We start from the raw sequence: 22,390 nt of genomic DNA on the forward strand, positions 1-22,390 counted from the left end.
CGCACGCGCCGGCGCGATCTGCCGGATGCATCATGCGTCGAAGCGTTGCAGTGCCACGCTCAACGACTCGCCCATCATGCGCAGGAACAGCGTCCCCATGCCGGGATAGAAGCGATTGGCATCGCTGCTACCGACCGCAATCAGGCCGATACCGGGCAACGGCAGCAACGCGGTGGATTGCACGTCCGCCGCGTGTTCGGCGTACAGCAACGCATGTTTTTCGGCCTGCAGGCGGCCGCAGATCGGCTCGCCGTCTTTCAGGCAATCGCGGAACGGGGCCAGCCGTGCGTCGGCGGCGGCGATGCTCTGCAGCCAGTCTGCTTCAAGGCCTGCGACCGGCTTGAGCAACACCAGCCGCACCAGTTCGCCGTTGAAATCTTCCGCCAGCGAGGCAGCCATCGCCTTGAGCGTGTCGGCCGCGCTGGTCTGGCGCATCAGCGCCAGGGTCAATTGATGCGTCCGCACCGTCAGCCGCTCGTTGTCCTGCGCATTGTGGCCAAGCTCGTGCAGGCGCCGCGACAGCTCGCGGTTCTTGTCGCGCAGCACTTCCAGCTGATACGTGGCCAGCGACGCGGTCGGACCGTCGTCGCGCGGCACCAGCAAGCTCACTGCCAGATCCGGGAACTGCTTGAGGAAGGTGGGGTGACGCCGCAACCACGTCGCCACGTCGTGCGCGCCCAGTTTGTCCACGTTCTCGCTCATCCGTTCCACTCTCCATCGAAGACAAACACGGCCGGGCCGGACATCACCACTTCCTGGTGATCGCCAGCCCAGCGGATGCGCAGCTCGCCGCCGGGCAGCGACACCCGTACGTCGCGCTCAACACGACCACGCTGCATCAGCACCACCGCCGCCGCGCACGCACCGCTGCCGCAGGCCAGGGTTTCGCCGACGCCCCGCTCGAATACGCGCAAACGCACGTGTGTGGGGTCGACCACCTGCACGAAGCCGACGTTGACCGAATCGGGGAACGCGGCGTTCTGCTGCAGCAAGGCGCCGACCCGCTCCACCGGCGCCGCATCCACCCGGCCGACTTCCACTACCGCATGCGGGTTGCCCATCGACACCGCGCCAAAGCGCACGGTTTCGCCGTGCACCGGCAGCGCGTATTCCTCGCGTGCGTGTGCAAAGCCGGCCAGCGGGATCTGGGTGGGCTCGAACTGCGGCACGCCCATCGCCACCGCATAACTGCCGCCGTCCAGACGCTGCACGCGGTGCGCGGTGAACGGGCTGTCGATGACGAACGCATCGCCCTGCGCGGCGCCGTCGCGCACCAGCCAGGCCGCCACACAGCGCGCGCCGTTGCCGCATTGGCGCGCGGCCGAGCCGTCGGAGTTCCAGATGCCGTACGCGGCCACCGCCGCGTCGCTACGCGCAGGCGCGATGGTCAGGATCTGGTCGCAGCCAACGCCGAAGTGGCGATCGGCCAGACGTGCCGCCAGCCCGGCGTCGGGCGGCGGCGTACCGTCGCGCAGGTCCAGCACCACGAAATCGTTGCCGGCGCCATGCATTTTGGTGAAGCGCAGACGCCCGCTGTGACCGTCAGCGCTCATTGCCGCTACTAGCGGGCTGGTCGGTGGTGGGCGCGGGCTGCGGATTGGTGTCCACCGGCGCAGGCGCAGGCGAGGACGCATCCGGCGGCGGCAGCGCGGGCTGGGCGTCCACCGGCACCGGCTTCTGCGGCATCACCAGCGGGCCCTTGTTGCCGCAGGCGGCAAGCAGGACAAAGGTCGCACCAACCAGTGCGAGACGAACGAATGGTCGGGACAGAATGCTCATGCTCCGAAGTATAGCCAGAACACCCTGACTGCCGTGCGCTCAGTGCGCGCTGGGCAGCGTGCGCGGCGGCGGCTCGGGACGCAGCCACAGCCAGATTGCCACCACCGCCATGCTGCCGATCGACAGGCATTTGACCCAGAACACCGGCACGCACCACAGCATGATGCCGGCGCAGATGACCATGGTGAGCGTTGCCATCCACTTGGCCTTGCGGCTGACCGCGCGATAGGTCTGCCATTCGACGATCGACGGGCCGAAGCGCGGGTGCGAGAGCAGCCAGTGATGCAGACGCTCGGAGCCGTGCGAGGCGGCCCAGGCGGAAATAAGAATGAAGACGGTCGTCGGCAGACCGGGCACGAAGATCCCGACGATGCCGGTGGCCAGGCTGGCGTAGGCCAGCAACCACCAGGCCCAGCGGAATCGAGTCGGTCGCGTCATGGGTAAATGATACGGCCAGTGGGCGTCGAGGTGGCCTGGGAGTTGGCGGTTACGGGCTCAGCATCCCCGGTTCGAGTGGAGCCAGCCGCTCTTACCAATCCCAAATCCCGAATCCCCAATCCCCGCCGCTCAGCTACTTGACACCAAGCTGATCCAGCACGAATGCATACGATTCGGCGAGTTCGCGGTAGCGGCGGAAGCGGCCGGACTTGCCGCCATGGCCGGCTTCCATGTTGGTGCGGAAGACGACGGGCAGGTTACCGGTGTTGTCGTCGCGCAGTTTGGCCACCCACTTGGCAGGCTCCCAGTACTGCACCTGCGAATCCCACAGGCCGGTGCCGACGAACAGCGCCGGATAGGCCTGCTTGGTCACGTTGTCGTACGGGGAGTAGGTCAGCATGTAGTCGTAATAGGCCTTCTTTTCCGGGTTGCCCCACTCGTCGTACTCGTTGGTGGTCAGCGGAATGCTGGCATCGAGCATGGTGGTGACCACGTCGACGAACGGCACCTGCGCGACCATCACGCGGTAGTCCTGCGGGGCCATGTTGGCCACCGCGCCCATCAGCAAGCCGCCGGCGCTGCCGCCGGATGCAGCGACGCGGTCCTTGGCCGCGTATCCCTGCGCAACCAGGCCGCGGGTGACGTCGATGAAGTCGGTGAAGGTGTTCTTCTTGTGCAGCAACTTGCCGTTGTCGTACCACTGGCGGCCCATTTCCTGACCACCGCGGATGTGCGCGATGGCATACACCACGCCACGGTCCAGCAGGCTGATCGCCGGCAGATTGAACGCCGGGTCCATCGACATGCCATAGCTGCCATAGGCGTACTGGAACAATGCCGCGCTGCCATCCTTCTTGAAGCCCTGCTTGTACACCAGCGACACCGGCACCTTGACGCCGTCACGCGCGGTCACCCAGACGCGCTCGGTAACGTATTTGCTGGGGTCGTAGCCGATCACCGGCTGCTGCTTGAGCAGCTTGCGCTCGCCGGTTTGCGTATTGAGCTCGTACGTCGCCGCCGGCGTGGTCAGCGAGGTATAGCTGTAACGCAACAAGGCGGTGTCCGGCTCGGAGTTGACCGACAGGCCCATCGAGTACGCAGGCTCATCGGCCTTGACGTATTGCGGTTCCCCCGCAAGAGCCCGCGCACCCATGTGCGGACTGTTGAATTGAAGACGCACGCGCTCCAGGCCACCGGAACGCTCTTCGATGGCGGTGAAGCCATCGAACAACTCGAAATTTTCGATATAGACGCCGTCATCGTGCGCCACCCAGTCGGTCCACTGCTTGCGCGTGGTCGCATCGGTGGGCGCGGTCACCAGCTTGAAGTTCTTGGCGCCATCGGCATTGGTGCGGATCACCCAACGTCCATCGAAATGCTCGGGGTGGTACTCCACATCGCGTTCGCGCTTGGCCAGCAAGGTGAAACGCTCGGGATTGTCGGCCGGCGCATAGCGCGACTCGGACGACACCGTGCTTTCCACGCCGATCACGATGTACTTGTCGTCGCGGGTACGGCCGATGCTGATGTAGAAGCTGTCGTCCTTTTCCTCGTACACCAGCACATCATCCTTGGAGGGCGTACCCAGGACATGTTTTTTCACGCGCACGGTCAGCAGCGTTTCCGGGTCGTTTTCGACATAGAACAGGGTCTTGTTGTCGTCGGCCCACACCACGTTGGGCGACACGCCTTCCACGGTATCGGGGTAGATCTCGCCGGTGTCCAGGTTCTTGAAACGGATCGTGTACTGGCGACGGCCCACCGCATCCTCGGCCCAGGCCAGGGTGCGATTGTCCTGGCTGACCTCGGCTTCACCGACGCCGAAATAGCCCTTGCCCTGCGCCATCTGGTTAACGTCGAGCAGGATCTGCTCTGGGGCGTCCATGCTGCCCTTGCGGCGCGCCTGGATCGGGTAGTCCTTGCCAGCCTCGAAGCGCGTGTAATACCAGTAGCCACGCTCGCGGTACGGCACGCTGGCATCGTCCTGCTTGATACGCCCGACGATCTCGGCGTACAGCGTGTCCTCCAGCGGCTTGAGCGGCGCCATCACCGCATCGGTATAGGCGTTTTCAGCCTTGAGGTAGGCCAGCATCGCCTTGTCCTCACGCTTGTCGTCGCGCAACCAGTAGTAGTCGTCGTTGCGGGTGGCACCGAACGGGGTCTTGACCACATGCGGATGCTTGGCCACGTCCGGCGGCGACGGAAGAGCGGCGAAGGCGGAAGAGACAGAGGTGATCATCAGGCTGGCGATCAAAAAAGAGAGGACAGATTTCATCAGATTGGGGTCCGTTGGATGAACGCAATGCCATCCCAGCAGCGGAGTGTGGAAGGGATGCCGGGGAGCGTCATGTGCCCGAGGTCATGCTGCTCTATCCTCTTCGCCATGGACTCCATACATTCGCACATTCCACGCTATAGCCGCCGCAGCCAGGAGATCGCGCCGTTCCATGTGATGGCGCTGCTGGCGCGCGCCAATGCGCTGGAACAGGCCGGCCACGATGTGATTCACCTGGAAATCGGCGAACCGGACTTCACCACCGCCGCGCCGATCGTTGCGGCCGGACAGGCTGCATTGGCCGCCGGGCACACCCGCTACACCGCCGCACGCGGCCTTCCCGCACTGCGCACCGCCATTGCGGAGTTTTATGCGCAGCGTTACGGCTGCGCTGTCGATCCGGAACGGATCCTGGTCACACCCGGCGGTTCCGGCGCGCTCCTGCTGGCCAGCAGCCTGCTGGTCGACCCGGGCAAACACTGGCTGCTCGCCGACCCCGGCTATCCGTGCAACCGCCACTTCCTGCGCCTGGTCGAGGGCGCCGCGCAACTGGTACCGGTGGGCGCAGACACCGACTACCAACTCACGCCAGGCCTGGTCGAGACCTGCTGGAACACCGACAGCGTCGGCGCATTGGTGGCCTCGCCCGCAAATCCCACCGGCAGCGTGCTGTCGCGCGCGCAGCTGGCCGGGTTGTCGCAGGCGTTGCAAGCGCGCGGCGGCCATCTGGTGGTGGACGAGATCTACCACGGCCTGACCTATGGCATGGACGCGCACAGCGTGCTGGAAGTGGACGATGGTGCCTTCGTCCTGAACAGTTTTTCCAAATATTTCGGCATGACCGGCTGGCGCCTGGGCTGGTTGATCGCCCCGCCCGAGGCGGTGCCGGACCTGGAAAAACTCGCCCAGAACCTCTACATCAGCGCGTCCACCATCGCCCAGCACGCCGCACTGGCCTGCTTCACGCCCGCCAGCATCGCCATCTTCGAAGCGCGCCGCGCCGAATTTCAGCAACGCCGCGATTACCTGCTGCCGGCCTTGCGTGCGCTGGGCTTCGATATTGCAGTCGAACCGCAAGGCGCCTTTTATCTGTATGCCGACATCAGCGTGTTTTCGGATGATGCGCAGGCGTTTTGCGCGCACTTTCTGGAGACCGAACATGTCGCCTTCACCCCCGGCATCGACTTCGGCCACCACCGCGCCAATCAGCACGTGCGCATCGCCTATACGCAAAGCCTGCCGCGTCTGGAGCAGGCGGTGGAACGGATTGCGCGTGGGTTGAAGCGGTTGTAGGTCGTTATTGCATCAACAAGGTTCGCCTGCCGGAACGCTTGCCTGGGCGCAGCATCGCTTGCCTGAAAAAGACTGCCTGAAAACAGGCTACCTGCATTAGTTTGGTCGCTGCAATCGTTCGGAGAAATAGAACCGGTCGATAGCGCTTGTTGTGCACAATACGATCTTCGGCAAGGCCACCGCGTCAACCAACATCGACAGTTCCCTTTGTTTACGACGTTCAACGATTGCAATGTGGCGGAGCATTGCCCAGGTGACCTGATCCTTGGCGCCTTCCAGCGCACCGTTACGGTGAGGTTCGCACCAGCTCCGTCTCAGATAGCGGAGCACACTGGTGATGATGGGCACATCCAACACGATGAGGCCGGTGGCACGCGCCAGACGTTGCGCAAGACAGCCTAGATAGTTGCCATCCATCACCCACTGTTCTTGGGCGATTGCAGCGTGGTGAAGCGCCATGAAATCCTGCCTGGGCCGCGGCGTCCAGGCGGTATTGGGCAAATGCTGCAACTGGTCGAGATGGACAGGCAGGCAGCCGCGCGCCTGCCCGATCGCCTGCGCCATGGTCGATGTACCGCTATTGGAAGGCCCGAGGATGCAGATCCGTGGACCGAGATCATCCAGTTTCATTGCGCCGCTCCAACCATGTCCAAGGCTCCTCTTGCTGTCTGCACCAGCGCTTGTTGCGGCCATCGACGTATACGCGGCACTGGCATTGCCTGCCAGAAAACCTGCGAGCGATGGTGACATCGCACAGCAGGCTCACCGTGACACGCAGCCAACCAGATCGAAAAACTGCCGGGCCACCTGTTGCCGCTGATCTGCGCCTGCCCGATACCACAGCGCTTCGCGCAAATCCGGTAACAGGAAATGTGCCGGTGCCGGCGTGCCCAGGCGGGGACCCTCGCTCAAGACGCGATAGCCGGCATCGGTGCCGATGTAGCTGATATCGCCCAGCGGGCGCGGCCCGCCGTCGGGATCCGGCGGTTGCCATCCCGGTGCGGTCACATCGGTGGTGGAGGCCAGGTGCTGACTGCCGTCACTGCCACCACTCCATGGCAGAAACCAGGCATTCACCCCGGTCCGCGCGGCATGCACGCGCACTGCCAGCTGCGCCGGCCACTGCGGGCCACTGGCAACCGCATGAAACTCTGCCTGCACGCCGGCATCGTCGCGCAACACATAGCGCGCGTTCTCCACCGCGCAACCGCTGACCGCCAACGCCATCATCACTACCAACATCGATCGCGCTCCGTCACGTCCACGTTCAACATGCGCTTGAACGACACGAGGCCGCTGCGTACTGCCAGCGGCCTCGTGTCGCGCGACGCATCATGCATGCCGCATGTAGCCGGCGCCTCAGTCGGCCAGACGCTCCCACAGGAAGCTGTAGGCCAGCGCCGCCATGTGCGCTGCCTGCGCATTGTTGGCCGCACCGCCGTGGCCGCCCTCGATGTTCTCGTAGTAGGTCACGTCCTTGCCGGCCTCGATCATCTTGGCCGCCATCTTGCGCGCGTGGCCCGGATGCACGCGGTCGTCGCGCGTGGAGGTGAGGAAGATCACCGGTGGGTAGGTCTTCTTCGGATCGAACAGGTGGTACGGCGAGAAGGTCTGGATGAACTTCCAGTCGTCGGTATCCGGGTTGCCGTATTCGGCCATCCACGAGGCGCCAGCCAGCAGATGGCTATAACGTTTCATGTCCAGCAGCGGCACCTGTACCACCACCGCGCCGAACAGCTCCGGATACTGGGTGAGCATGTTGCCGGTCATCAGGCCACCATTGCTGCCGCCCTGTACGCCCAGATGCTTGGTCGAGGTGATCTTGCGCGCGACCAGATCCTTGGCCACTGCGGCCATGTCTTCGTAGGCCTTGTGGCGGTTCTGCTTGAGCGCGGCCTGGTGCCAGCGCGGGCCGTATTCGCCGCCGCCACGGATGTTGGCCACCACATAGACGCCGCCTTTTTCCAGCCAGGAGCGACCCAACCCACCGGAGTAGTTCGGCGTCATCGAGATCTCGAAACCGCCGTAGCCGTACAGCAGCGTCGGCGCGCTGCCATCGAGTTTCAGCGCCTTGGGGCGCACCAGGAAATACGGCACGCGGGTGCCGTCCTTGCTGGTGGCGAAGTGCTGCTCGATGGTGTCCTTGCTGGCATCGAAGAACGCCGGCATGGTCTTGAGCGGCTGCGGCGCGGCGCCCACCTCCACCCACGACAAGGTGGTCGGGGTCAGGTAGTCGGTGACGGTCAGCCACAGCGCGTCGCTGTCGTCGCTATCCACTGCGCTGACATCGACGGTGCCGAAAGCCGGCGCACCGACGAAGGCGCTTTTCTTCCAGCCATCCTGCGAGGGCGTGATCACGCTCAGGCGGTTCTTGACGTCTTCCAGCACGTTCAACACCAGGTGCGACTTGGTCCACGCCACGCCCGCCAGCGAGCTGTTGTCGGTCGGTTCGAACAGCACCTCGAAGCTGCGCTTGCCAGCCATGAAGTCGTCAAATCGCGTCGCCAGCAGCGAGCCGGCCTTGTAGGTCTTGCCGCCCACGGTCCAAGGCTCGCGCAGCTCCAGCGTCAGCCACTGCCGCTTGACCGACTTGCTGGCCGAGTTGGGCAGATCCAGCTTGACCAGCTTGCCGTCGGCGCCCTTGAGATACAGCTCGTCGTTGTAGAAGGCCAGCGTGCGGCTGACGAAATCGCGCTCGTAGCCGGGCGTATCGTCGTGCATCGCGGCGATGTACATGTCGGTCGGCTTGCCTTCGTACACCACCTTGGCCGCGCTCAACGGCGTGCCGCGCGTCCACTGCTTGGCAACGCGCGGATAACCGGAACTGGTCATCGTGCCGGCACCGAAATCGGTGAACACATAGACGGTGTCCTTGTCGATCCAGCCCAGCCCGCCCTTGGATTCCGGACGGAAGAAGCCGTCCTTGACCCACTGCTTGCCGGCCAGATCGAACTCACGGGTAACATCGGCATCGGCACCGCCGCGCGATAGCGCGATCAGGCAGCGCTGGTAGTCCGGGCGCAGGCAGTCGGCGCCGTGCCAGACCCAGTTCTCGCCTTCGGCCTTGTTGAGCGCATCCAGGTCCAGCACCGTCTCCCACTTGGGCGCCGGCTTGCGGTATTCGTCCAGCGTGGTGCGCCGCCACAGGCCGCGCTCATGCTGCTTGTCCTTCCAGAAGTTGTAGTAGTACTCGCCGATCTTCTGCACGCCGGGAATCTTGGCGTCCGAGTCCAGCACCTCGCGGATGCTGGTTTCCATCTGCTTGAACGCCGGCGTGGCGGCCAGACGCGCTTCGGTCTTGGCGTTCTGGGCCTTGACCCAGTCAAGCGACTTGGCGCCGGTGACATCTTCCAGCCAGGCGTAGGGATCGTTGGACACGGCGGTTTCCTCTGCAGAGACGGCGCCAGCGGTGATCAGGCCGGCAACCAGGCAGATCGAGGCGAACTTGGACATGACATTTTCCGGGAGAACGAACGCCAGGAACGTAGCACAGCGGTGCGCAGGCCCGACCCTGCCGAAGGTCAGGCCGCGCGGGCCTGCGTCACTGCGCGCACGGTGGTCCGCCGACGTTGCGCCTGCGGCCCGCGTCGGCGCGGCGCACCACGACGCATGCCCGGTCGCCGCAGGGTCGGTAGCGCGAAACGATGCAGGCTCCACCAGGCCAGCATCGGCATCCCGACCAGCCACAGCGGCAGCCAGCCGATCCATTCGCTGTGGCCGCGCGCAGCCGGCCAGACCAGCACCAGCGCCAGCCCGGCCAGGGCGATCTGCCGCACCGGGCGCAGTACACGCGGATCGGGGGTTTCGGAACGACGGGAAAGGCGATGCGACATGGCGGCACTCCGTGGCAGAAGGAAAGATCGGAACAGGTCGCCAGCATTGCCGGTGTCCATCTCACCGACTGCGACCTGTCCGCCAACGCGGCCGATCCTGTGCGCGGCAGGGTCCATCCTGATCCCAACGACGGCCCGGCCGTCGCCGGCGCGCCCTGGCGGGCCTGAATTCGGACGACTTCCTGCCGCGCAGGGCGCAGTTGCCGCCGCCAGACACGACCATTGACGCGAACTTGCCCCCTGCATGCGGTAGTGTGCTGCTCCAACTGCCCCTTTGTGATGTTGCGATGCGCCTGACCGTTACGATCGCCCTCGCTTTTCTATTCGTCCTCGGCCTGCCCGTGGCACATGCCAAGGACAGGCCCGCCAACGAACCGGCGATCGATCTGTCCAAGATCATGGGCACCTGGTACGTGATCGCACGCATGCCCAATGCGGTCGAACGCGGCCATGTCACCAGCCGCGACGAATACACCCTGGTCGAAGACGGCAAGATCGCCGTGCGCTATCTGTACCGCGACGGCTTCGGCGAGCCGGAAAAAGAGGTCAACGCGCGCGCATCGGTGGATGCGGAAAGCGGTAATCGCAATTGGCGGGTATGGTTCTACAAGGTGATCCCGGCCAAGCAACGCATTCTGGAAATCGCGCCCGACGGGTCGTGGATGCTGATTTCCTACCCAGGCCGCGACCTGGCCTGGATCTTCGCGCGCAAGCCGGACATGAGCCGCGATCAGTACCGCCTGCTGGTCGACAAGATGCGCGATGAGTATTCCATCTACACCGACAAGCTCAAGCGCGTGCCGCAACTCCCCGAGCAGGTGGACCGCCTGGGGTTTGAAGTCCCCAACAAGCGCTAAGACCGGTCGGCAGCATCGCAGGTCCGCCGCCGCTCAGGGTCCAGGGTGCGGTCACGCCGGTCACAGCGGCACGCACGTAAGGACGCATCCTGCACCGCGTGGACCGAAGGGCGCGCCTGTGGGTCCGACCCTGCAGGGTGCTGGTCACGCAGCGTGCTCACAGCGCTGCGGCTGATCGCATTGCGTCGTCAGCCGCAGGCAGTCGCCAACAACATGCCCGCCACGCATTCACCGCCGTGGCCACCGCGACCCGGAAATCTCCTGACCGCCACTGGCTCACGCAGCACGCCGCGCTCAGTCGTAATTGCTCAGCGCCAGCGACAGCAGCGCCTTGGCCTGCTCGCGTAGCGACACCGGCTCGACGATTTCCGCATCCGAGCCGTAATGCAGCACGTCCATCAGCAGTTCGCGCGAGTTGCTGTACGGCACTTTGAGTTCGTAACGGCCATCGGCCAGAAAGCGTCCCTGCTGCTTGGAATGCCAATGCTCGTCGGCGACCCAGCGCGCGGCCTTGGCACTGAACACGATCGTGGCCCAGCCCTTGGGCGCGCCGGAAAAAATGCCGTAGCTGGCCGCCAGTTGTTCGTCCAGCTCACTGTCTGGCACATCGCGCGGGACCGCTTCGAGCAGGCGCGCGTGGTTGATGCGATCCACCGCAAAACTGCGCACGCCATCGCGGCCGTGGTCCCAGGCGTCCAGGTACCAGTTGTCGCGGTAGTGGGTGATGCGCTGCGGCGAAACGGTGCGCTTGGTCGATTCGTCGGTGGAACGGGCGCGGTAGTCGAAGCTCAATTGCTTGCGCTCCAGCACACCCGAGGCAACGGTGCGGAAGCTGGCTTCGTCCAGCTTGCGGCCGCGATGCGGAATCACCCGCACCCGGTCCACCGGCCATTGCGACACGCCGGCCTGGGCCGCCAGCAGCCCTTCGATGCGTTGCTGCAGCGGCGCCAGCATCGAGGACAACACCCCGCCGCCGGTGCGCGAGAGCAATTGCTGCGAGGCCAGCAGCGCATGCAGTTCCTCCGAGCTGAGCCACAGGCCGGGCAGCTCGAAGCGGTCGCTCTCGCCGGAGAGATAGCGGAACCCCGATTCGCCATCGCCTTCCACCGGCGCCATCAGCGCATCGCGCAGAAACGCCAGATCGCGATACACGGTTGCGCGGGAACAGCTCAGCTCATCCTGCAGCCGCGCCACCGTGACCGGGTAGCGTGCCGACTTGAGCAAGCGATGCAGGGTGTTGATGCGTTCGTAGCGGTCCATGCGTCGATTATGTCCGAGTCTTTGCGCGCTGGGGTGAGCGTGACCGGATGGCGGCAGTGCCGGGGCGGCCTGGCGGCCCAGGATGGGTCGATCCTGGCGGTCGCATGGCGACAGTGCGCGACGGACGAGATGGCCTGCGAGCGGCCTGAATACGCCGATCGCACGGATTCGGAGGTCGGCGCCCGAACCGCCAATGAAGCCGCGTGTTCACCCGAACATGACGTCGCCGCTCAGTCCGTTATCATGAAATCGCTTCCACCCCCTTGCCCTGCCCTCCAAAGCGAGCCGCCCATGCCCCGCCGTGCCCCGTTGTCTGCCCTGCTGCCTCTGTTGTTGATCACGCCCACCGTCTGGGCCCAGGCAGTTGCACCAGCGCCGGCAGATCCTGCCGCGGCGCTGATGCCCTCGCCGTGGAGCGGGAGCAGCGGCGAGCTCGGCTATGCCGCCGCCCACGGCAACAGCACCACCGACAGCCTCAACGGCCGCGTGCGCCTGCGCTACACCGATGGCGACTGGATCCACAGCCTGGACGCCACCGCACTGCGCTCCAGCTCCGAATACACCAACACCAACGACGACGGCAGCACCGAGCGCGAGCGCCAGACCACCGCCGAGCGTTACACCGGCAGTGCCGGCAGCGCATTGCAGTTGGGCGAACACCGCCAGCTCACCGCCACCGGCCGTTACGAACACGACGACTTCGCCACCTACGACCGCCTGGCCACCTTCGGTATCGGTTACGGCACGCGGCTGATCGACGCCGATCGTTTCTCTCTGGATGCGCAGATCGGTCCGGGTATCCGCCGTGCGCACAACAGCGACGAAGACCGCAACGAAACCGGCCTGATCGGGCGCGGCCTGTTCGACCTCAAGTACACCATCACCGACAACACCGACCTGACCAACACGCTACTGGTGGAATCGGGCGAATACAACACGTACGCGCAGAACGATTTCGGCGTGCAGGTCAGCATGAATTCGCATTTCGCGCTCAAGGCCGCATGGCAGATGCGCCACAACAGCGAGGTCAGCGACGGCGACGCGAAAACCGATACGCTGACCACGGTCAACCTGGTCTATACGTTCAAGTAAGCGTTTGCGTCCTGCAGCAGCGGCTCGGCCGCGGGTGGCTTTCCCGGACGCCTCTCACGACCAATTCGCTGCTGCCTGGATAGACAGACACTGCGAGCGCAGTGCGGCCCGGTAGAGACGGCCGGCGCGCCGCTTGCCGCAGCGCTACCGGCGTTACAGCTCTGCCAGCAATTGCGCAGCGCCCTTGTCGAACAAGCCTTGCGCGACGCGACAGCCGAGCGCCTCGGTGTCCTCGGCACTGCCGTGGCCCTGCGCGTGGATCAGACGGCCATCGCTGGCGCTGCCGACCATGCCTTGCAGGAACAATCCCTCGCCTTCCCAGCGCGCGAACGCAGCCACCGGTACATGGCAGCTGCCGTGCAGCGCGCGATTCATGGCCCGCTCGGCTTCCACGCAGGCGCGGGTGCGGCCGGCGTCCAGCACCGACAGCAGGCTGTGGATACGTGCATCGTCGCCACGGCATTCCACCGCCACCGCGCCCTGGGCCGGCGCTGGCAGCCACTGCGGTGCATCCAGCCGCGCACTGATGCGTGCGTCCAACCCGAGCCGCTGCAAACCGGCGCAGGCCAGCACGATGGCGTCGTAGCCGCCGTTGTCGAGCTTGGCCAGGCGGGTATTGACGTTGCCGCGCAGGTCGATCAATTCCAGATCCGGGCGCGTGGCACGCAGCTGCGCCTGACGGCGCAGCGATGAGGTTCCCACGCGTGCGCCCAATGGCAAGGCCTGCAGGCTGGCGTAGAGATTGGACACCAGCGCGTCGGCCGCATCGCCGCGCTCCATGATCGCCGGCAGCACGAACGGCGCATCGAGCTCCATCGGCACGTCCTTGAGCGAGTGCACTGCGCAATCGGCATCGCCGCGCAGCATCGCCAGCTCCAGCTCCTTCAGGAACAGGCCCTTGCCGCCGATCGCGGCCAGCGAGCGGTCCAGCACTTCGTCGCCGCGGGTGCTCATCGGCACCAGCACGACCTCCAGGCCGGGGTGGTGCTGGCGCAGGGCGGCGGCGACGTGTTCGCTCTGCCACAGGGCAAGCGGACTTTTGCGGGTGGCGATGCGGAGCGTGGTCATTCGGCCATTATCACGGACAGGGCGCGTAACGCCTACCTGCTGCGTGGCCCGCACGCTGGGGACTGCCGACGCGGCCGGTGGCACGCCGGGACCGGGTTGGGTGCCTTGCGCAGTCCACCAGCCTGGGTCGCCGGCTGCGCGCCGCGGGCGACCAACGCATGCCGGTGCGAGGACCCCACACGCTCTAGCGCAGTTGCTCGCGCAGGCTGGCCACGCAGCGGCGGCTCACTTCCAGCGGGTGCGTCACGTTGCGCAGTACCGCGTGCACCTGGCCATCGCCGCTGCGGCGCAGCTCCACCAGCTCGTCGCGGGCGACCAGGCAATTGCGGTGGATGCGCACCAGGCGGTCGGCGAATTCGTCTTCCAGCGACTTGAGCGACTCTTCGATCAGGTCCTCGCCGCGCGCGTGGTGGACGATGACGTACTTCTCTTCGGCCTGCAGGTAGCGGATGTCGCCGATGGCGATCAGCCGCAGACTGCCGCGCAAGCGTGCGCACAGATGGGTGCGCAGGGGCCGTGGCGCGACGCTGGGCGGGCGCCCGGCCAGGAAGGTGGCGACGCGTTCGAGTGCGGCGGCCAGACGTTCCGGGCGCACCGGTTTCATCAGGTAATCCAGCGCGGCCGCATCGAAGGCGGACAAGGCGTGCTGGTCGTAGGCGGTGCAGAACACCACCGCCGGCTGCGGCTGGCTCTGGCGCAGTAGCCGCGCGGTCTCCAGACCGTCGACACCGGGCATGGCGATGTCCAGCAGCACCAGATCCGGGTGCAGGTGTTCGCACTGCTGCAGCACCTGCTGGCCGTTTTCGGCCTCGCCGATCACCTCCACCTGTGGATGGACGCCCAGCAGCATGCGCAGGCGCTCGCGCGCCAGCGGCTCGTCATCAGCGATCAGCACCCGTACTTGCGTGGCCGTCATGGACATCCCCCTCGCTGCAGCGACTCCCCGTCACGGCAGCGGCAATGTGATCTCACAGGCATAGTAGCCGTCGGCCCAGCTGGCCGCCATCCGTGCGCCGGCACCAAACTGAAACGCCAGCCGGTGCGAGATGCTGGCCTGCGCATGCCCGGCACCGGCCAGCAACGGCAGCTGCGTGCCCGGTTGCGGCGCCGGATTGACGAGACGGATCTGCAACTGGTTGCCGCGCTGGCGCAGCGACAGGTACAGCGTGCCGCCCTCGGGCATGCGCGAGACCCCGTGCAGCACAGCGTTTTCCACCAGCGGCTGCAGCACCAGGCGCGGCATCGGCAGCTCCCACGGCAGCGGCTCCTGGCGGTGCCAGCGCACCTGCAGGCGTTCGCCCAGGCGCAGCGATTCGATGGCCAGGTAGCGCTCGGCCAGTTCGCATTCGGCGCGCAGGGTCGACAGGCCTTCGCCAGCACCGAGCGCGGCGCGGAACAGATCCGACAGATCCAGTACCGCCTGCTCGGCCACTACCGGGTCGCGGCGCAACAGGCTGGCGATCAGATTCATGCTGTTGAACAAAAAGTGCGGGCGGATGCGCGCCTGCAAGGCGTCGGCTTCGGCACGCGCGTTGGCCTGCACCTGGGCTTCCCAGCGGTCGCTGACATAGAAATAGCGCAGTGCCAGCGCGGTGATCAGCACCACGGTGGCGGCGCTGCCCAAGGTGAAACGCCAGAAGCCGGCGCGTGGCTGCAACGACTCCTGTGCGAGTACCGCGAACAGGGAATGCACCACGCCTGCGCCGAGCACCGCCACCATCGCGGCGATCAGCAAGGCAACCGCCCCACCCAGCCGGGGCGGCAACTGCGACAGCCGTGGCCGCAGCACGCACAGCAACACGGTGACCGCCAGCGCCAACCACAGCGCCAGGCCGCTGGCAGAGACGAAGCGCGACAGCGTGATGCTACGCGCCATGCCGGCGTCGGGCACCAGTGTCACCACCAGCACCACCAGCTCGGCCAGACCCAGCATCGCGCCCAGCCGTGGCAGCCGGCACAGGTCCGGCATCCAGGCAATCTGCGGCGCGCCGGCAGCCATGGACTCAGGCGCTGAAGCGCGCCTGCATCCAGTTGCGCAGCGCCTCGATCTCTTCCAGGCAGACCTGGTGACCCATCGGGTAGGTGTGCCAGTCCAGTTCGAAGCCGAGCGTGCGCAGGGCCTGCATGCTCTGCTGACCGGCGGCGAACGGCACCACCGGGTCGGCGCTGCCGTGGGCCATGAACACCGGTTGGCGGGTGGCGGCCGGCTGCAACTGGCTGGCCGCTGCGGCCGGGTCCGGCAGATAGGTCGACAGCGCGATCAACCCGGCCAGCGGCACGCTGCGCTGCAATCCGACGGCCAGGGTCACGGCGCCGCCTTGCGAGAACCCGGCCAGCAGCATGCGCTCGGGCGCGATGCCGCGCGATTGCTCATGGGCGATCAACGCCTCGACCTGGGCCACCGAGTCGGCGATGCCGGCCTTGTCCGCGCGTGAGGCGAAATCCATGCCGACGATGTCGTACCAGCCGCGCATGCGCACGCCGTTGTTGATGGTGATCGGTCGGATCGGCGCATGCGGAAACACGAAGCGCAGCGCTGGCCAGTGCGGACGCACCAGTTCCGGCACCATCGGGGCGAAGTCGCTGCCATCGGCGCCCAGGCCGTGCAGCCACAGCACGCTCCATTGCGGGTTCGCTCCGGTCTCGCGTTCGATCACTTCCAGCATCATCCAGCTCCGCTTGGGGGCTGGGCATTATGCCTTGCGCGCGCGCTCGGCCCGATCACGGGCCGGGCGGGCGGCACGCGCCGACCCGCTAGGCGCATGTCGCGGCCGGCCTTGCGCCATGCACGGCTCGCGCCACGCGCCTGGCGCCGCGCTCAGACCAGCGACGGCTCCAGCGCGGCGGCACGGCGCAATTCGGCCGCGCGTACCAGCACCTTGGGCGGGTCGAGCTCTTCGGGAATGCAGAAGATGCCTGCGCGGCGCAGGCCCAGGCCGGTGCGACGCAACGAGGTCAGCGCCACCACCGGAATCGACAAGGCCATGCCCACGATGACCGGCGCCATCCAGGCCGCCAGCGATGGCGACACCGTGTAGGCCACCGCACCCATGAACAGGCCGAACACGGTCAGGCCGCCATAACTGCGGAACAACGCCGACCACGCCAGTTTGCCGTCGTCGCGCACCTGCGCATCCCAGCCCGAATCCTTGCCAGCCAGCACTTCGAACACGCCACGCGACTGCAGATACATCACCACCGGCGCCATCAAGGCGGCCAGTACGGTTTCCAGCAGGATGCTCAGCATCGCGCGGATCGCGCCGCCGCAGGCGCGCAATTCGCGCGGGTTGAACAGCAGCACGATGTAGCCGAGCAGCTTGGGCGCCAACAGCACGAACATGGTGCAGGCAAAGATCCAGATCGCATTGCCATCGCTGCTGCCGTGCCAATAGCGCGCCGGCGAGAACGGCAGGCCCTGGGCCAGATCGATGCCGGCACCGGCCAGCGGAATGCCGATCCCGATCAGCATCAACATGCCCCACATCGGTGCGGTGAAGTAATGCCCGATGCCGATCATCATGTGCATGCGGCTGATCCAGTGCAGGCCCTTGGCGCCCACCACCTTGGCGTGCTGCAGGTTGCCCTGGCACCAGCGGCGGTCGCGGACCAGCAGGTCGGTCAGCGTGGGCGGGCCTTCTTCGTAGCTGCCCTGCAGATACGGCACCATATGCATGGCCCAGCCGCCACGCCGCATCAGCGCCGCTTCGACGAAATCGTGGCTGAGCACGTGCCCGCCGAACGGCTTGCGCCCGCGCAGCGACGGCAGCCCGGCGTGGTCGGCGAAGGCCTGGGTGCGGATGATCGCGTTGTGGCCCCAGTAATTGCTCTCGGCGCCATGCCACCAGGCCACGCCGAATGCGATGATCGGCCCGTACACGCGACCACCGAACTGCTGCATGCGGGCGAACAGGGTCTGCCCGTTGACCACTGCCGGCAGGGTCTGGATCAGGCCCACGTCCGGGTTGTTTTCCATGCCGGCGACCAGCCGCACGATGCTGTCGCCGGTCATCAGGCTGTCGGCGTCCAGGATCAGCATCTGCGGGTAGCTACCGCCGAAACGGCGTACCCAATCGGCGACGTTGCCGGCCTTGCGGGCGGCATTGTCGGCGCGGCGGCGATAGAAGATGCGGCCGTGTCCATCGACGCGATCGCACAGCTGGTTGTAGACCAGTTCTTCGGCGTGGCCGATGTGCTCGCGGGTGGTGTCGCTGAGCACGAAGAAGTCGAAATGCTCCAGCTGGCCGGTTTCGGCCACCGATTCGTAGATCGCCTGCAGACCGGCCAGCAACCGGCGCGGGTCTTCGTTGTAGGTGGGCATCAGCAATGCGGTGCGCGTGTGCAGGGTCGGCAGCGGCGCATCCGGGTCGATGCCGAGCTTGCGTCCGGCACGTGCCACCACGGTGATGAAACCGGCAACCGCACTGGCAAAGGACATCGCAATCCAGGCGAACAGCAGCACGAACAGGCCCAGCAGGCAGCCTTCCAGCACGCTGATGCCGTCGGGCCACAGCACGCTGAGCATCACCCACACCGCAACGGCGGTGGTGGCGAAGGTGCCGCCGATCAGATAGAAGCGGCGCAGACCGATGCCCGGGGGCGAAGTGCGTTGGTGCGGCACCTGCAGCTGGCCTTCGCGCAGCGATTGTTCCGGCATCGCCAGCGGCGCTTCGGGCGGCAGCGTGGGCTGGCCGGCGTCGAGCGCGGAAACGGGGGGCAATGCAGTGGATGCGGGGGGAAGGGTCACGGTGCCGTCCATCAAGGCTGCCCGCCGCACGCGGGCGACAGTGCGGGCGGAAACGGAAGGTCCATCCCTGCGACACAGGGCGATGCTGCCGCCAGCACCGTCATATGGGCGAACCCGACGATGCGCGACCGCGTCACGGTATTGGCAGCTATGAAACCACTCCGATGCACAAGCTCTCCTGGCTGCGACACGACGTCGCGGCTCATCCTAAAGAATCGACCGTTAAAGGAACGCTGGCCGCGGTGCGATCGTCGTCCCTCCCGACGAAGACCGCGCGGCAGACTACGACGCAACGACCGAACATAACCCCAACAGATTGCAGCCTGCCGCATGCGCTGTCACGGGCCGTGAACTGTGTCGTCGTGCAAATCCGCTGCAAGTGGCGTGCCATCCACGCTGCCGCAGCGTGTGGTCGGCGGTATCGCGGCGAGCGCGGGCAGCAGGCGCGCAGCGCATTGCAGCGAGATTGCTGCACCTCAGACAGGGCGCCGGGCGACCAAAACGGGCGCCGGCGCTACGAGCGCACGCGCTGATACACATTGGCTGATACACATTGATGGCGTTCGACGCAGATGCACGCGCCTTCATTGGACATGGCGCGTTCCCTTCTCCCCGCACCGGGGAGAAGGCGTCGGCTGGTGCAGCCGCTGTGCGAGCGCTTACTTGCGCGCGGTCGCGCTGGCATCGCGGGTGGCGCGGAATTCCGAATCGCTGCTCCAGTTCGGCCATTGACGCGAATCGGCCAGCTGCTGGCCCAGCGCGTACAGCACGCCCAGATCGCGCGCGGCGCCGGCGAAGGTCCAATCCGGCTTCCACTCGTCGCCCTGCTGGTGATATCGCTTGGCGGTGTAGTCGTCGGAGGCGGCCTTGCCGGCAGCCACGCCGCCCACTTCCCAGTCCTGCCCCGACGCATACGACAGCGCCGGCACGCCGCGCTTGGCGAAGGAAAAATGATCGGAGCGGAAGAAATACCCGGCCTGCGGCTTGGGATCGGGCGTGTAGCGCAGCTTCGATTGACCGGCGACGGCCTTGAGCTGGTCGAGCAATTCGAGCTTGGCGGTGCCGTAGATGCCGAAGTCACGCGAGGGCACGAACGGGTTCATGCCGTCCATGTTGATCACCGCCACGGTGGTGTCCAGCGGATACAGCGGCTTGGAGGCGTAGAACTCCGAGCCCAGCAAGCCCTTTTCCTCGGCGGTGACGGCCAGGAACACCACCGAGCGCTCCGGCTTGGGGCCGGTGGCAAAACCACGCGCCAGTTCCAGCAGGGCGGCAGTGCCGCTGGCGTTGTCCAGCGCGCCGTTGAAGATGCTGTCGCCGCGTGCATCCGGCTTGCCCACGCCGATGTGATCCCAGTGCGCGCTGTAGATCAGCGTCTCGTTCGGATGCGTGCTGCCGTCCAGCCGCGCCACCACGTTATGCGAGGTGATCACGTCGGATTTGACCTGGTAGCTGGCGCTCAGGCGCTGGCCCTTGAGCTCGACCGGTTTGAAGCCGCGTGTCTGCGCCTGCTTCTTCAAGGCGTCGAAATCCAGCCCGGCGTGCTTGAACAGATCGACCGCCAGATCGCGCTGGATCCAGCCTTCGAGCGTGGGATGGGCGGCGCGCGGGTTGTCGCGCACCACGTCGAACATGGTGTTGGTGTTGGAGCTGGCCACCGTGTCCCAGCCATAGGAAGCCGGCGCGGTTTCGTGCACCACCAGCACACCGAGCGCGCCCTGGCGCGCGCCTTCTTCGTACTTGTAGGTCCAGCGACCGTAGTAGGTCATGCCGGCGCCGTCGAAGGCGCCCTTGCCGGTTTCGAAATCCGGGTCGTTGATCAGCACCACCGCGATCTTGCCCTTCAGGTCCACGCCCTTGAAGTCGTCCCAGTCGCGTTCCGGCGCCTTGACGCCGTAGCCGACGAACACCAGCGGCGCGTTGGCGATGTCCACGTTGGACGACCCATCCAGCGCGGCGCGGATGGCGATCTGCTTGCCCTGGGTCAGCGCTTGCGGCTTGCCGGCGTTCTGCAGGGCGATGGTCGGTGTGCCGACGATGTCGGCGCGGCGCAGCGGCACCGCCTGGGTCCATGCACGCTTGCCGTCGGTCAGGTCGCCACCCGGCTGCAGGCCGGCAGCGGCAAACTGCTTGCTCAGGTAGGCGATGGTCTTGTCCTCGCCGGCGGTGGCCGGGCCACGGCCTTCATAGGCGTCGGAGGCCAGTTCCTTGACGTCGCGCGAGATGCGCGCGCCATCGAAGGTCGGCGTTGCCGCCATCGATGCGGTCGAGACCGCCATTGCCAGAACGCCCATTGCACCTCGTGTCATCACGGTTCGCTTCACTGCAGCACCCAGATCGTGTCGGAAACAGCACTGGAGTGTAGCCAGTGCGGCACTCGATCGGGTGCAAGGCAGCGGCCGATGCATGCGATGGCGATGGCACGTCATGCATGGGCGATGCCGCGACGGTGGGCGATGTGGCAATGCCGCGCGTGCAACACCGAGCCAATGCCGTCAACGCACCGCGTAGGGTTTGTGGGCGCGTTCATTGGCGCCGGATGCCGTGCCACCGCAACATGGAGAGCGGTCAACGCTGCAGCGCCGACGACGACGAACGTCGATGCGCCTTAAAACAGATCGACGCTGCCGACCTGCTGTGTGATCTGCCGCATCTGCCCCCTGGCCACCAGATCGGCGTAGACCTCGGCGCGATTGCGGCCGTGCTGCTTGGCCCAGTACAGCGCCTTGTCGGCCTCGTCCAGCAGATGGCTGATCAACCGGCCATGGGTCAGTTCGACGATGCCGGTGCTGAGCGTGACCTTGCCGACCTGCGGGAACAGATACTCGGCCACTGCCAGACGGAAGCGCTCGAACAGACTCACCGCCGTCGCGCGATCCACCCCGCGCAACACGATCACGAACTCTTCGCCACCGAAGCGGAACAGCAGATCGTCGTGACGGAAGCAGCGCTGCATCAACTGGGCGACCAGCAGCAGCACTTCGTCGCCATACAGATGACCGAAGGTGTCATTGACGCGCTTGAAGTGATCGATATCCACGATCCCCAGCCACGCGCCCTCGCTCGCCGCCGCCTCCGCGCCGCCGGCGAACAATCGCAAGATCACATCGTCGAAGGTCTTGCGGTTGCGCAGGCCGGTCAACGCATCGCGCTGGGCGTCGTCGAGCAGGCTGCGGTAATTCTGGAAGAACCGTGCAAACCCCTGCAGCATCACCTGCTCGGCAGCGCCGGGAACGCACGCACCGCCCACGCGCAGGCAGGTGCGGATGCCGCGCGCTTCCATCATCGGATACACCAGCAACGCGCGGCCGTCCTGCTGCAGCTGCACCGCCTCGCCGGGCCCGTGCATGTCGGCCAGTTGCGCGCGCATCTGTGCGTCCTGGATGTCGACCACCGTCAGCGACAGCCGGCCATCTTCGCGCAGCCGCGTTTCGGCCATGGTGCGGCCATCCAGGGAGATGCGCAGCAACGACAGTTCTTCGGATGCGCAAATCTCGCGCACGGCGCGCAACAGGCTGAGGTCGAGCAGATCGGCATCGCGGATCGCGGTCAGGTCCACCATCCGTTCCAGCAGCGGAGCCGTGGTCATCGCTGCACCAACGCGTGGACGCACCCAGGCCCGCAGCACCGGCTGCCGCATGCAGGCACATCTCTCGGGCTGGAACGCGCTGGCATCACCACGGGGTACCGACAGTCTCGATGCCGGTTCATCGGCGTTCGTTGAGCGAACTTGAGTTTGCCTGCCGGCCTG

Annotated in this window: 19 protein-coding genes and 1 pseudogene; 3 read left to right on the plus strand and 17 right to left on the minus strand. The window is 66.1% G+C overall.

Annotated elements, in window-relative coordinates:
- Positions 1 to 30 precede the first annotated feature (30 nt).
- From GGR61_RS19705 to GGR61_RS19725, 5 genes are all read right to left on the minus strand, one after another.
- On the minus strand, positions 31 to 702 hold the full coding sequence (locus tag GGR61_RS19705; protein ID WP_184623531.1) for a DUF484 family protein: 672 nt from the start codon (positions 700 to 702) through the stop codon (positions 31 to 33).
- Positions 699 to 1,553: a diaminopimelate epimerase gene (gene dapF / locus GGR61_RS19710; protein WP_184623533.1), complete on the minus strand. Its 855-nt coding sequence runs from the start codon at positions 1,551 to 1,553 to the stop codon at positions 699 to 701. The genes GGR61_RS19705 and dapF overlap by 4 nt, the downstream gene beginning before the upstream one ends.
- Positions 1,543 to 1,779, minus strand: coding sequence for a lipoprotein (locus tag GGR61_RS19715; protein WP_184409106.1), 237 nt, complete (start codon positions 1,777 to 1,779; stop codon positions 1,543 to 1,545). The genes dapF and GGR61_RS19715 overlap by 11 nt, the downstream gene beginning before the upstream one ends.
- A 39-nt stretch (positions 1,780 to 1,818) precedes the next feature.
- On the minus strand, positions 1,819 to 2,217 hold the full coding sequence (locus GGR61_RS19720; RefSeq protein ID WP_184623535.1) for a YbaN family protein: 399 nt from the start codon (positions 2,215 to 2,217) through the stop codon (positions 1,819 to 1,821).
- Between the two features lie 133 nt (positions 2,218 to 2,350).
- Positions 2,351 to 4,492, minus strand: coding sequence for a S9 family peptidase (locus GGR61_RS19725; protein ID WP_184623537.1), 2,142 nt, complete (start codon positions 4,490 to 4,492; stop codon positions 2,351 to 2,353).
- A 108-nt stretch (positions 4,493 to 4,600) separates the two neighbouring features.
- Between GGR61_RS19725 and GGR61_RS19730 the strand changes: the two genes are divergently transcribed.
- Positions 4,601 to 5,785, plus strand: coding sequence for a pyridoxal phosphate-dependent aminotransferase (locus GGR61_RS19730; protein ID WP_184623539.1), 1,185 nt, complete (start codon positions 4,601 to 4,603; stop codon positions 5,783 to 5,785).
- A 288-nt stretch (positions 5,786 to 6,073) separates the two neighbouring features.
- Here the strand turns inward: GGR61_RS19730 and GGR61_RS21290 are convergent.
- From GGR61_RS21290 to GGR61_RS19750, 4 genes and pseudogenes are all read right to left on the minus strand, one after another.
- A pseudogene (locus tag GGR61_RS21290) lies at positions 6,074 to 6,349 on the minus strand (AAA family ATPase); the annotation flags it as partial.
- Positions 6,350 to 6,547: 198 nt separating this feature from the next.
- Positions 6,548 to 7,027: a hypothetical protein gene (locus tag GGR61_RS19740; RefSeq protein WP_260289051.1), complete on the minus strand. Its 480-nt coding sequence runs from the start codon at positions 7,025 to 7,027 to the stop codon at positions 6,548 to 6,550.
- A 117-nt stretch (positions 7,028 to 7,144) separates the two neighbouring features.
- A complete protein-coding gene (locus GGR61_RS19745; protein WP_184623542.1) occupies positions 7,145 to 9,238 on the minus strand; it encodes a prolyl oligopeptidase family serine peptidase in 2,094 nt (697 codons plus the stop codon).
- A 68-nt stretch (positions 9,239 to 9,306) separates the two neighbouring features.
- Positions 9,307 to 9,618 carry a hypothetical protein gene (locus tag GGR61_RS19750; RefSeq protein ID WP_184623544.1) on the minus strand — a complete coding sequence of 104 codons (312 nt, stop codon included), beginning with the start codon at positions 9,616 to 9,618 and terminating at the stop codon, positions 9,307 to 9,309.
- Between the two features lie 287 nt (positions 9,619 to 9,905).
- Here GGR61_RS19750 and GGR61_RS19755 point away from each other — a divergent pair, with 287 nt between their 5' ends.
- Positions 9,906 to 10,475 carry a lipocalin family protein gene (locus GGR61_RS19755; protein WP_184409114.1) on the plus strand — a complete coding sequence of 190 codons (570 nt, stop codon included), beginning with the start codon at positions 9,906 to 9,908 and terminating at the stop codon, positions 10,473 to 10,475.
- Positions 10,476 to 10,769: 294 nt separating this feature from the next.
- Here the strand turns inward: GGR61_RS19755 and GGR61_RS19760 are convergent, their stop codons facing one another.
- Positions 10,770 to 11,735 carry a YafY family protein gene (locus GGR61_RS19760; protein ID WP_184409115.1) on the minus strand — a complete coding sequence of 322 codons (966 nt, stop codon included), beginning with the start codon at positions 11,733 to 11,735 and terminating at the stop codon, positions 10,770 to 10,772.
- Positions 11,736 to 12,026: 291 nt separating this feature from the next.
- Between GGR61_RS19760 and GGR61_RS19765 the strand changes: the two genes are divergently transcribed.
- Positions 12,027 to 12,827 (plus strand): DUF481 domain-containing protein, encoded by an 801-nt coding sequence (locus GGR61_RS19765; RefSeq protein ID WP_184409116.1) that lies wholly within the window; start codon positions 12,027 to 12,029, stop codon positions 12,825 to 12,827.
- 153 nt (positions 12,828 to 12,980) lie between these two features.
- On the opposite strand, the gene hemC is transcribed toward GGR61_RS19765, so the two are convergent.
- The 7 genes from hemC to GGR61_RS19800 all read right to left on the minus strand — a co-directional run bounded on the left by hemC (position 12,981) and on the right by GGR61_RS19800 (position 22,228).
- Positions 12,981 to 13,895: a hydroxymethylbilane synthase gene (gene hemC / locus GGR61_RS19770; protein ID WP_184623546.1), complete on the minus strand. Its 915-nt coding sequence runs from the start codon at positions 13,893 to 13,895 to the stop codon at positions 12,981 to 12,983.
- Between the two features lie 184 nt (positions 13,896 to 14,079).
- Positions 14,080 to 14,811, minus strand: coding sequence for a LytTR family DNA-binding domain-containing protein (locus GGR61_RS19775; protein ID WP_184623548.1), 732 nt, complete (start codon positions 14,809 to 14,811; stop codon positions 14,080 to 14,082).
- 30 nt (positions 14,812 to 14,841) lie between these two features.
- The gene (locus GGR61_RS19780; protein ID WP_184409119.1) at positions 14,842 to 15,894 is read right to left on the minus strand and encodes a sensor histidine kinase; all 1,053 of its coding nucleotides are present in this window, start codon (positions 15,892 to 15,894) and stop codon (positions 14,842 to 14,844) included.
- A gap of 4 nt (positions 15,895 to 15,898) precedes the next feature.
- Positions 15,899 to 16,564 (minus strand): alpha/beta hydrolase, encoded by a 666-nt coding sequence (locus tag GGR61_RS19785; RefSeq protein WP_184409120.1) that lies wholly within the window; start codon positions 16,562 to 16,564, stop codon positions 15,899 to 15,901.
- Between the two features lie 149 nt (positions 16,565 to 16,713).
- Entirely contained in the window at positions 16,714 to 18,651 is a 1,938-nt protein-coding gene (gene mdoH / locus GGR61_RS19790) for a glucans biosynthesis glucosyltransferase MdoH (RefSeq protein WP_184409121.1), read from the minus strand.
- 647 nt (positions 18,652 to 19,298) lie between these two features.
- A complete protein-coding gene (locus tag GGR61_RS19795; RefSeq protein ID WP_184623550.1) occupies positions 19,299 to 20,948 on the minus strand; it encodes a M28 family metallopeptidase in 1,650 nt (549 codons plus the stop codon).
- A 299-nt stretch (positions 20,949 to 21,247) separates the two neighbouring features.
- Entirely contained in the window at positions 21,248 to 22,228 is a 981-nt protein-coding gene (locus GGR61_RS19800; RefSeq protein WP_184409123.1) for a GGDEF domain-containing protein, read from the minus strand.
- Between the last annotated feature and the right edge of the window lie 162 nt (positions 22,229 to 22,390).

Source organism: Xanthomonas sp. 3058 (assembly GCF_014199765.1).
GTDB lineage: Bacteria > Pseudomonadota > Gammaproteobacteria > Xanthomonadales > Xanthomonadaceae > Xanthomonas > Xanthomonas campestris_B.

Coding starts and splice junctions, on each gene's coding strand:
- GGR61_RS19750 (WP_184623544.1), bottom strand. CDS start 9,618: ATGTCGCATCGCCTTTCCCGTCGTTCCGAAACCCCCGATCCGCGTGTA.
- GGR61_RS19705 (WP_184623531.1), bottom strand. CDS start 702: ATGAGCGAGAACGTGGACAAACTGGGCGCGCACGACGTGGCGACGTGG.
- GGR61_RS19755 (WP_184409114.1), top strand. CDS start 9,906: ATGCGCCTGACCGTTACGATCGCCCTCGCTTTTCTATTCGTCCTCGGC.
- GGR61_RS19715 (WP_184409106.1), bottom strand. CDS start 1,779: ATGAGCATTCTGTCCCGACCATTCGTTCGTCTCGCACTGGTTGGTGCG.
- GGR61_RS19745 (WP_184623542.1), bottom strand. CDS start 9,238: ATGTCCAAGTTCGCCTCGATCTGCCTGGTTGCCGGCCTGATCACCGCT.
- GGR61_RS19800 (WP_184409123.1), bottom strand. CDS start 22,228: ATGACCACGGCTCCGCTGCTGGAACGGATGGTGGACCTGACCGCGATC.
- GGR61_RS19765 (WP_184409116.1), top strand. CDS start 12,027: ATGCCCCGCCGTGCCCCGTTGTCTGCCCTGCTGCCTCTGTTGTTGATC.
- GGR61_RS19785 (WP_184409120.1), bottom strand. CDS start 16,564: ATGATGCTGGAAGTGATCGAACGCGAGACCGGAGCGAACCCGCAATGG.
- GGR61_RS19725 (WP_184623537.1), bottom strand. CDS start 4,492: ATGAAATCTGTCCTCTCTTTTTTGATCGCCAGCCTGATGATCACCTCT.
- GGR61_RS19775 (WP_184623548.1), bottom strand. CDS start 14,811: ATGACGGCCACGCAAGTACGGGTGCTGATCGCTGATGACGAGCCGCTG.
- GGR61_RS19740 (WP_260289051.1), bottom strand. CDS start 7,027: ATGTTGGTAGTGATGATGGCGTTGGCGGTCAGCGGTTGCGCGGTGGAG.
- GGR61_RS19795 (WP_184623550.1), bottom strand. CDS start 20,948: ATGACACGAGGTGCAATGGGCGTTCTGGCAATGGCGGTCTCGACCGCA.
- hemC (WP_184623546.1), bottom strand. CDS start 13,895: ATGACCACGCTCCGCATCGCCACCCGCAAAAGTCCGCTTGCCCTGTGG.
- GGR61_RS19780 (WP_184409119.1), bottom strand. CDS start 15,894: ATGGCTGCCGGCGCGCCGCAGATTGCCTGGATGCCGGACCTGTGCCGG.
- GGR61_RS19720 (WP_184623535.1), bottom strand. CDS start 2,217: ATGACGCGACCGACTCGATTCCGCTGGGCCTGGTGGTTGCTGGCCTAC.
- mdoH (WP_184409121.1), bottom strand. CDS start 18,651: ATGGACGGCACCGTGACCCTTCCCCCCGCATCCACTGCATTGCCCCCC.
- GGR61_RS19730 (WP_184623539.1), top strand. CDS start 4,601: ATGGACTCCATACATTCGCACATTCCACGCTATAGCCGCCGCAGCCAG.
- dapF (WP_184623533.1), bottom strand. CDS start 1,553: ATGAGCGCTGACGGTCACAGCGGGCGTCTGCGCTTCACCAAAATGCAT.
- GGR61_RS19760 (WP_184409115.1), bottom strand. CDS start 11,735: ATGGACCGCTACGAACGCATCAACACCCTGCATCGCTTGCTCAAGTCG.